Here is a 5,608-nt window from a genome sequence, read left to right as displayed (position 1 = left end):
GTGTAGTTGCTAATCGGTGATTCGCGAGTGTTGCCCTTATGGGCAACACTCAGCGTTTGAATTGAGAAAGGATTGTGTGTCTACCGAGATGATTTATCGGTCATTTACAGGTTTAACTAATGAGTGACATCATCAGTACGTTCACCAAAATCGGCTTGATCATAGATATCGGCCAAGGTTTTTTGGCGTTTTTGGTTACTTTTGCGATATTTCTTCGGTTCAAAGTATTGTTCAACGTGCTGCAAAGTTTCCTCATGCTGTTTGGCAGATTGAAGAAATTCAGGGTTATTCATCGCTTGCTGACGCAGACGATTAACACGTTCGAGTGTGTCCCAAAACATATTATGCCCTCCTTCACTGTACATAATTACAGCATAGTCAACTTTATACTCTTGTCAACCGGAATACTGTTTTTTCATACAGTTCGATAGGGCGTCAAATGATAAACAAGCCAATGATGTACGTTTCAATCGCACGTTTAATACATTAGCCTGCTGCGACTATCACAAAATGAGATAGCAATCAGAATAACTCATTGTTTATCAAGTTAATGAGGAATATATTTTCCGAACTAACATCACATATTCAGAACATGAAACTCTATTTTAAACGCTCGTTGCTTGTCTTTAGCCTAATGTCCTCATTCTGCGTCGCCTCTGAACGATCTGCATGGGAAGAGGTTTACGCCAAATCTCAACACAAACAAACAGAGACGGCCCTAAAACTATTACAGGATCGCTACCATTCCCTTCCTGAAGGGGCGGAAAAACTCTATTTAACCTCTAAATTACACGGCTATTTCGTGCTCAAAGGGCAGCCCTATTATGGTGAATTGGTCAATTCCCATGATACTTACGCGCTGACAGAACAACGCTTCCTAGACGCGTTGAATCATGAAGAAAGTCTCGATTACCACTCTGCAGAAGAAACCTACTTAACCTTCTACGCCGAGATGAAACAAAAAAACGACCAAGATGGCATGGTGCTATTTGAATACCATCTTTGTCGTCTTTTCCAGCGGCATGGCCGCCCGTACCAAGCTCGTTTCTATTGCTCACAGATGGATCAACGCCTTCTTAATGCTGAAGATCCCCTATTTCCTCGCTATCGCGGCCTACATCTCGTCGCCAATAATTTGGAGTTCTTAGGGGAATATGAAGAGGCGCTGCAAACTTACGATCTGCTTCTCAGTCTGCTGCCTGATTATGTCGACCCATCCGGTATTTACAACGATGTCGGGCTTCTGATGGGGACATTAGGCCAGTATGAATCGGCCTTGGACTACCTCAATAAAGCATTGGAGTATCGACTCGAACAAGCCAACCCACTACTTATCGCGCAAGTAGAACACAGTTTGGGTGATACTTACTTCAAGCAAGGTCGATATGAAGAAAGCATCCTCTATTTTGAACAGGCGAAAGCCCATCTTACTCCCGCTAATTATCTGTTTGGGTTGGCTTACGTGCACCTAGGTTTAGGCAAAGCGTACATTGAACTCAATAATTTCGTTGAAGGCGACCAACATCTCTTTCAGGCTCTCGAGTATGTCAATCAACATAAAGACCAACATTTGCAGGGACTGATTTACTTATCACTTGCGCAAGCCCATTTCAAAGAGCAGAAATACGCGCAAGCGATTGACTATGCCAATCAAGCTGTCGCGATTAGCGAGAGCGCTTCTCTGCCACGCATTAAAGCGCAAGCTTATTTACAGTTAGCCAAAATTGCGGAGGCTGAGCAGCAATACCAAGAGGCATTAAGCTGGTATCGCCAATATGCTGAGAGTGAGCTGTTACTGCGCAACACAGAGCAGCGTAAAGCTTTTGAAGCGCTCGATCTGGCGAAAGCGGAATTAGAACAAAAACGCGGCGTCAATTTTTGGCGAGAAAACTACCAAGCGTTGGCCGAAAAATATGAAATGTTGAAGTGGCAACGTGTTTCACTTTCACTATTAGTGATTGTGTTTGCACTGATTCTGCCCATTGCCCATTATCGTCGCAGAAAAGAGTGCGATCAGAACCGACAAGATAGCTTGCATGGGGTATTAAGCCGCACCAGTGGATTAGAGCGATTAACTCATATTGAAGCCTGCCAGCAAACTGAGCATGTCCATTTGCTTGCTCTATTGGATATTGACCAACTGAGGCAGTTCAATGAACGTCACGGCTATGAACGGGGCGATATTGCGTTACAAAATACAATCAATACCTTGCTGCACCAGTTGCGTGCCAAGGAGTTTGTGTGTCGCTTAGGGGATGATGAATTCTTGGTGGTTATGCCAAACTGCAGACGTACTCTTTCGGAAACACGGCTGTTTGCGCTTCATCACGCATTAAATGGCAAAACACCAAGCGATGCTAAATCAACAGTTGGCTTGAGCGTTACCCTCAGCTATTTAACGGTAGAGAGTGGTTTGGCGAGTTTTACGCACTTTTATCCTAAGCTGGATAGCGCTTTAAGCATCGCCAAACAGAGCGGCAATGGCGGCTTAATCGATGCCGCCGACCCCACTAATGCGCTGCTGACTGCTTGCTCTTAAGCGCACTCATTATCACATCGCGATTATCGAGATACGCTTTAAGCCCAGCCTGACGTAAACCACAGGCTGGGCATTCTCCACAGCCATCACCTATCAACCCGTTATAACAGGTGAGCGTTTGGTGACGAACCAGATCCAATGCTCCCAGTTGATCGGCCAATGCCCACGTCTCCGCTTTATTCAGCCACATCAATGGAGTGCGAATCATTAAAGGCAGATCCATGCCTTTCGCGAGTGCTTGGTTCATCGCTTGTACGAATTCATCACGGCAATCGGGATAACCGGAAAAATCCGTCTCACAAACCCCAGTAATGATCGTGGTCGCGCCGATTTGGTAAGCATAGATACCCGCCAAAGTTAAAAACAGAATATTGCGTCCCGGAACAAAAGAATTCGGCAGTCCATTGGCTTGTAGCTCATGAGAAACCGGAATGTCATCACGCGTGAGCGAGCTGATGGCCAGCTCATTGAGTAAAGTCACGTCCATGACTTTATGCGCAGTCACGCCAAGCTGCTTCGCCAATTGCTGGGCCACTTCTATCTCTAATTTATGGCGCTGGCCATAATCAAAGGTGATCGCATGCACTTCATCAAACTCTTTTAACGCCTGAACTAAACAGGTGGTTGAATCTTGCCCACCACTGAACACGACGACGGCTTTTTTCATGATGCGCTCCCTTTAAGCAATATTGAGATATTTATGGGTTTGGATAGATAAACGCCAATTGCGAGCAATACAGGTGCGAATGCACAACTCTGTCGCACGCGGCTTTTGGCTAATCGGCTGCAAAGCGATTGCGGTTTGAGCACTGACCTGAGCTCGTGCAAGCAACTCATCAAGATTGTCGATATCTTTCTCGGTCGCCACGGGATGTTTAATTTCGTTGGCACGTTGCAAGGCTGAATCCAGAATCGGTAACTTCCCTTTCATCGCGACCTTGGGTGACACTGTCACCCAGGTGTTCTCGGTCGCACAGACTTCGTAAGTACCACTGGTTTCAATTTGGCATCGGCAACCCATTGCTTCAAACGCTTGAGTTAACTCGGTCAAATCGTAAATGCAGGGCTCACCGCCCGTAATGACGATATGTTTTGCCTGATAACCTTGAGCTTGGTAGCGTTGAACCACCTCTTGCGCACTGGCCTGACACCAAGTTGGCGCATCACTGGTTTTCAGCAAAATTTGTGAGAATGAGGTTTGGTCTGAGTCTAATGTTTCCCAAGTCTGCTTAGTATCACACCAAGCACAACCGACTGGGCAGCCTTGCAAACGCACAAAGACCGCGGGCACCCCAGTAAACACGCCTTCGCCTTGGATAGTCTCAAACATTTCATTAATTCGGTACAAGATGAACGACCTAACATGGATAAACAGTTGCAGGTGGCAGACCATAATGGAGATAGCGATCGAGGTCAAATTAAATGCATCTGTGTCACCTAACTGCAACGCCAACACCGCTGGAGCTTCAAGTAGGATGGGGATAACTCTAGTTTTCATTTTTTATTACTGTGGCTCACAGTTTAAGCGCGATCTGTATATAATCGAGCTCCTTCTCTTTTTCCACTTTATGTAGGTACCCGATGTACAAACTTATTGCGCTCGATATGGATGGCACACTGCTCAATAGCCAAAAACAGATCTCTCCTCGCACCAAGCAGGCTATTGCTCAAGCTCGTCAGCAAGGCATTCAAGTGGTTTTGGCTTCTGGCCGCCCTCTTGATGGCATGCGCAGTAAATTGGAAGAGTTACATCTGACCACGGAAAATGACTATGTACTCTATTACAACGGCTCTATGGTCGCGAATGTCGGTACTGGGGAGATTATTCATCAGCAAATCATTGATGGCAAAGCGGCTAAGCGTGTGGCAACACTCGCGCAAGAGTTTGGGCTCAATACCCATGCCTTTAGCCAAATTCACGGTTTGATCACTCCTAAAACCAGCCAATATACCGAAGTGGAAGCCAGCATAAATGGCCTCAATATTACCGAAATGGATTTTGCACAATTGGCAGATGACCACCCGATCATTAAGGCGATGATCGTCGGAGAGCCAGAAAAACTGACTCAAGCCATCGCTCAATTACCAGCGCAATGGCGTGAAGAATTTACTGTGGTACAAAGTGCGCCCTTCTTTCTAGAATTTCTTAATACGGGCAGTAATAAAGGCATCGGCGTACAAGCGATTGCAGAGCATTTAGGCATTCAAGCCGGTGAAGTGATTTGTATGGGAGATGCGGAAAACGATCACCACATGCTGCAATACGCAGGTCTCGGTATCGCGATGGCGAATGCCATGGAAGAGACCAAACACATTGCGGATCACATTACGCTCAGCAACGATCAAGATGGCGTGGCCGTGGCGATAGAACGCTTTGCGCTAGGCTGTTTCAGCGAAGCTTAAGTTTTGATGGGTAAGCTTTGATGGGTAAGGCGTATTATGCCTTACCCCTTGCTCTTTTTTCCTTGTCTCTTAACCTTGCTGAGCCATTTTGAGTACTGTGGCTTTGCCTTGTAGCAAGGCGTATTCACTACTTCCGGAAGGGATCAACACACACACGTTTTGTATTTCTTGCTGAGCTTGTAAGAGTAAAGTGCTCAATTCAACCGACGAGTTGAAGCTCTGTCGCTGTGCATCTCGACGACACAAATCCACAAACACAAATGGACAATCTTGGGTATGCAGCACTAACTCAGCTTGTTGCATATAGCGCAGCGCTTTCAGTGACAACAACTCAACATCCGCTCCAAACTCGATCCACGTCGTTGCAGAAACCTTGTCCGTAGATTGAGTAAGCAAATGAATATATATGCGTTCTAATGACTCTCTATCTTGCGCATTTTTGACTTCCGGATGGGCAAAAAATCGCTCCCAAAATTGACGACGTAGATCAACACTCGGTAAGAAATCTTTGATCGAATTACGCTTTGATGCACCGAAATCCGCCAAAAGTGCAAGATTTTGCGCTAAAACGGCTTCCAAGGTTTCACGAATATTACGAATCAACACTGGAGATGCGCCGCCGCTGGAAATGGCGAGCTGAATGCGGCCTCTTTCAATCATTGAGGG

5 protein-coding genes and 1 pseudogene are annotated in these 5,608 nt (G+C 46.0%); 2 read left to right on the top strand and 4 right to left on the bottom strand.

Going from position 1 to position 5,608, the window contains the following annotated elements:
- Positions 1-116 precede the first annotated feature (116 nt).
- Positions 117-341, bottom strand: a complete 225-nt coding sequence (locus GOU96_RS16605; RefSeq protein WP_000498504.1) for a hypothetical protein — start codon at positions 339-341, stop codon at positions 117-119.
- A gap of 251 nt (positions 342-592) precedes the next feature.
- On the opposite strand from GOU96_RS16605, the gene GOU96_RS16600 reads away from it, so the two are divergent.
- Positions 593-2,539, top strand: a complete 1,947-nt coding sequence (locus tag GOU96_RS16600) for a tetratricopeptide repeat protein (protein WP_267782865.1) — start codon at positions 593-595, stop codon at positions 2,537-2,539.
- Here GOU96_RS16600 and queC read toward each other — a convergent pair.
- Both queC and queE read right to left on the bottom strand, forming a co-directional pair.
- Positions 2,511-3,206: a 7-cyano-7-deazaguanine synthase QueC gene (gene queC / locus GOU96_RS16595; RefSeq protein ID WP_267782869.1), complete on the bottom strand. Its 696-nt coding sequence runs from the start codon at positions 3,204-3,206 to the stop codon at positions 2,511-2,513. The two genes, GOU96_RS16600 and queC, sit on opposite strands and share 29 nt — an antisense overlap.
- Before the next feature lie 12 nt (positions 3,207-3,218).
- Positions 3,219-3,887 carry a 7-carboxy-7-deazaguanine synthase QueE gene (gene queE / locus GOU96_RS16590; RefSeq protein WP_001927723.1) on the bottom strand — a complete coding sequence of 223 codons (669 nt, stop codon included), beginning with the start codon at positions 3,885-3,887 and terminating at the stop codon, positions 3,219-3,221.
- Between the two features lie 233 nt (positions 3,888-4,120).
- On the opposite strand from queE, the gene GOU96_RS16585 reads away from it, so the two are divergent.
- Positions 4,121-4,942 carry a Cof-type HAD-IIB family hydrolase gene (locus tag GOU96_RS16585; RefSeq protein WP_113600849.1) on the top strand — a complete coding sequence of 274 codons (822 nt, stop codon included), beginning with the start codon at positions 4,121-4,123 and terminating at the stop codon, positions 4,940-4,942.
- Positions 4,943-5,011: 69 nt separating this feature from the next.
- Here GOU96_RS16585 and GOU96_RS16580 read toward each other — a convergent pair.
- Positions 5,012-5,608, bottom strand: a pseudogene (locus tag GOU96_RS16580) (siroheme synthase); the annotation flags it as partial.

Origin of the sequence: Vibrio sp. R-1 (assembly GCF_035615595.1) — a bacterium.
Lineage (GTDB): Bacteria > Pseudomonadota > Gammaproteobacteria > Enterobacterales > Vibrionaceae > Vibrio > Vibrio cholerae.
This window is presented reverse-complemented; position numbering and strand designations above follow the sequence as displayed.

Coding starts and splice junctions, on each gene's coding strand:
- GOU96_RS16585 (WP_113600849.1), top strand. CDS start 4,121: ATGTACAAACTTATTGCGCTCGATATGGATGGCACACTGCTCAATAGC.
- GOU96_RS16600 (WP_267782865.1), top strand. CDS start 593: ATGAAACTCTATTTTAAACGCTCGTTGCTTGTCTTTAGCCTAATGTCC.
- GOU96_RS16605 (WP_000498504.1), bottom strand. CDS start 341: ATGTTTTGGGACACACTCGAACGTGTTAATCGTCTGCGTCAGCAAGCG.
- queC (WP_267782869.1), bottom strand. CDS start 3,206: ATGAAAAAAGCCGTCGTCGTGTTCAGTGGTGGGCAAGATTCAACCACC.